Genomic DNA, 2813 nt, shown 5'->3' with positions numbered 1-2813 from the left:
GGACCGGAGAAAATTCCGGTGGATGTACTGCCCCTCACCGCACTTCCCGTTGACAAGGCAACGGAACTGGCCGAAAGTCTGGGGCTTGACGTAGAGGTAAAAGATGTGGAGAGCAACGAGGCCGTTGGCATGGTGGTGGCGCAGAACCCCGCCGGAAACACCAAGGCCAACAAGGGAGACAAAATTATCCTCTCTGTCAGCAAGGGTCCCGCTGGCACGAGTAATCCTGCGCAAAATTTGATTCTCCAGCCAGCCACCTTCTCGCTGCCGCAGGATGGGCGGGAAACCGTTCATATGGTGGTTTTACTGGACAGTCAGTCACAGTTTGACGGCAATGTGAATTGCAGCGACGGAACCACGACCGTGGACTTGTATGGCACCGGCACCGGAACGGTACAGGTGTATTACGACGGAACGCTGTTTGAAACACGCACGGTAAACTTTGATGCGTGAGGGCCGGATTCAAAAGGCCCTCAGCGGGTTTTACTATGTGGAGTGCGACGGTGAAATAATCTGCTGCCGGGCCCGGGGAAAATTTCGCAAAGAGGGCCTTTCCCCCTTGGTGGGGGACAATGTGGAAATTCGGGAGCTGGGCGGCGGCGAAGGCTATGTAGAGGCCATAAAGCCCCGGAAGAATACCTTTCATCGTCCATCCGTAGCAAATGTGGACCAGATTGTAGTAATTGCCTCCGAAGCCCTTCCCAAAACCGATCCCTATTTGATTGACCGACTTTCCGCCATCGCGGCGCTGAAAGATTGTGGCGTGGTGGTGGTGCTGAACAAGTGCGACTTGAACAGCGCGGATGGTTTATATGAGATTTACCGTGCCGCAGGCTTTCCCACAGTCCGCGTCAGCGCAGAGACAGGAGAGGGACTGGAAGAATTGAAACCCTTAATAAGTGGAAAGCTATCTGCCTTTACAGGGAACTCCGGCGTGGGGAAATCCAGTATTTTAAATACACTGGACCCTACGTTTGGATTACGGGTGGGGGAGATCAGCGAGGCTCTTGGTCGAGGACGGCATACCACCCGTCACGTAGAGCTCTTTCACCTGTCCTGCGGTGCGGAGGTAGTGGATTCACCTGGCTTTGCGTCCTTTGATTCCGAAGAACTGGATTTAGAGCTGAAACGCCACCTTCCAGAGACTTTTCCGGACTTTGCGCCCTATCGGGAGGAGTGCTGTTTTGTGGGGTGCAGCCACACAAAGGAAAAAGGCTGCGCAGTTCTGGAGGCTCTCATGGACGGGAAACTTCAAAAAAGCCGTCATAATAGTTATCTCCGGCTTTACGAGGAGCTAAAGCCTCTCAAGGAATGGGCGGAGCATAAGAAATAAGGTAAGTGCGGATACCGTAAAATCGGTATCCGCACTTCTAATTATTCCTTTTCCGCGCAAAAATTTCCCTGATTTGGCGCATTGTTCCGCACGCTTTTTTCTTCCCGCGTATATACTGGAATACGAGAGGAGGTGCGGCGGATATGTGGTGTGGCCGTGGTGGAGGAGGAGGTTGCTGGCTGGGCGTATGTGCGGTGTCGCTGGGGCTGGGCATTTTAATTGCGGCGATTTTCCCCACTGGCTTTCTGCTGTTTATCGTCGCGCTACTCCTGATCGCCTGCGGGAGCGCCTGTCTTCGGCGCTGAGATGAGTTTGATTTGGAAAAGGAGTGCGTCTGTATGAAAATCGTCGTCTGGAAGTCGCCGAAAGCGCTGTGCGGTCTGCTGCGCAGGTTGTTCGGGATAAAGGAATAACCCTCATCCTCCCGGCATAGGATAGGCCAGAATCACAATGGCCGGGAAAGGATGGTCTGAATGGAACTGGATTTGAAAAAAGCTCGCTTTGACGCCTATGACGTGGGCGGGGAGCTGGTGCTGACGCAGGAGGAAACGGCGGAGACAATTGTGCCGGATTACTGCCCCGACATTGCCCGCATCATCGACACGGAGGGCAAAGTCTATCTCCACAGCCGAGAGCTGCGGGACGGAAAGGCGGAAATTTCCGGCACCGTGCGGGTGACGGTGCTCTATACCCCGGATGGGGAGAGTGGCGTTCGCACACTGGATTTTGCAATGCCCTTTTCCGCCGAGTCGGACGCCAAGGCCATGCCGGAGTGCGTGCTTTTGGTAGCGGACACCGAGCCGGAGCTGCTGGAAACCCGTGCGCTGAATCCCCGCAAGGTGTTTACTCGCTGCCGGCTTGTCACCCGCCTCACCGGATATCGACGGATGGAGACGGAATTTTGTACCGACGCCGAGACAAACGCGGCCCTGTGCGTTGAAAAACGGCAGGAGGTGCAGCATACCACCGCATTGACACATATCGCAGAAAAAGATTTTACATTTTCTGATGAGCTGGACCTGTCTCCAGGCAGGGAAGGCGCTGCGGAAATTCTGTCCAGCCGGGTGTCCGTCTGCGTGACGGAGACAAAAGTGGTGGGCAGCAAGCTGATTTTGAAGGGGATTTTCACGGTTTGTCTCCTGTACCGCTCTTTAGAAGGACGATGCTGCTCCACCTCGGGCGAGTTGCCGTTTTCCCAGATTATGGAGGTGGATGGCGCGACCGAGGGCTGCGTGGCCTCGGTTAGTGTTCAGCTCACCGGCACAGATATTCAGGTGGACGGAGACCACGATAACCGAAAGATTGCCGTTACGCTGTATCTCCACGCCACGGCCCTGCTACGCCAGGAGCAGGACGTGACGCTGCTGTGCGATTTGTACAGCACGGCCTATGACTTGAGCTACGAGGCCCAGCCTTTGCAGCTGTGCGACTTTGCAGAAACCCTGACCCGCCGTCAAACGGTGCGGGAGGTGCTGGAAAT

The 2813-nt window shown here is 55.3% G+C and carries 4 protein-coding genes; all 4 read left to right on the top strand.

Annotated elements, in window-relative coordinates; genetic code table 11:
- On the top strand, positions 1 to 453 hold a 453-nt coding region (locus tag RT018_RS08110; RefSeq protein WP_312940878.1), incomplete at its 5' end, for a PASTA domain-containing protein.
- Positions 446 to 1333 carry a ribosome small subunit-dependent GTPase A gene (gene rsgA / locus RT018_RS08105; protein WP_312940876.1) on the top strand — a complete coding sequence of 296 codons (888 nt, stop codon included), beginning with the start codon at positions 446 to 448 and terminating at the stop codon, positions 1331 to 1333. The genes RT018_RS08110 and rsgA, both read left to right, overlap by 8 nt.
- A 143-nt stretch (positions 1334 to 1476) precedes the next feature.
- A complete protein-coding gene (locus RT018_RS08100; RefSeq protein ID WP_293007591.1) occupies positions 1477 to 1638 on the top strand; it encodes a hypothetical protein in 162 nt (53 codons plus the stop codon).
- A gap of 168 nt (positions 1639 to 1806) precedes the next feature.
- Positions 1807 to 2813, top strand: a 1007-nt coding sequence (locus tag RT018_RS08095; RefSeq protein ID WP_312940874.1) for a DUF3794 domain-containing protein, incomplete at its 3' end; no start/stop codon positions are given.

Origin of the sequence: Oscillibacter sp., from assembly GCF_032060045.1 — a bacterium.
Taxonomy (GTDB): Bacteria; Bacillota; Clostridia; order Oscillospirales; family Oscillospiraceae; genus Oscillibacter.
Note: the sequence above shows the minus strand (reverse complement) of the source record. Positions and strands in the feature narration are given on the sequence as shown.

Bases quoted from the DNA above. Each gene is read 5' to 3' on its own strand.
- RT018_RS08100 (WP_293007591.1), top strand. From the start codon at position 1,477: ATGTGGTGTGGCCGTGGTGGAGGAGGAGGTTGCTGGCTGGGCGTATGT.
- rsgA (WP_312940876.1), top strand. From the start codon at position 446: ATGCGTGAGGGCCGGATTCAAAAGGCCCTCAGCGGGTTTTACTATGTG.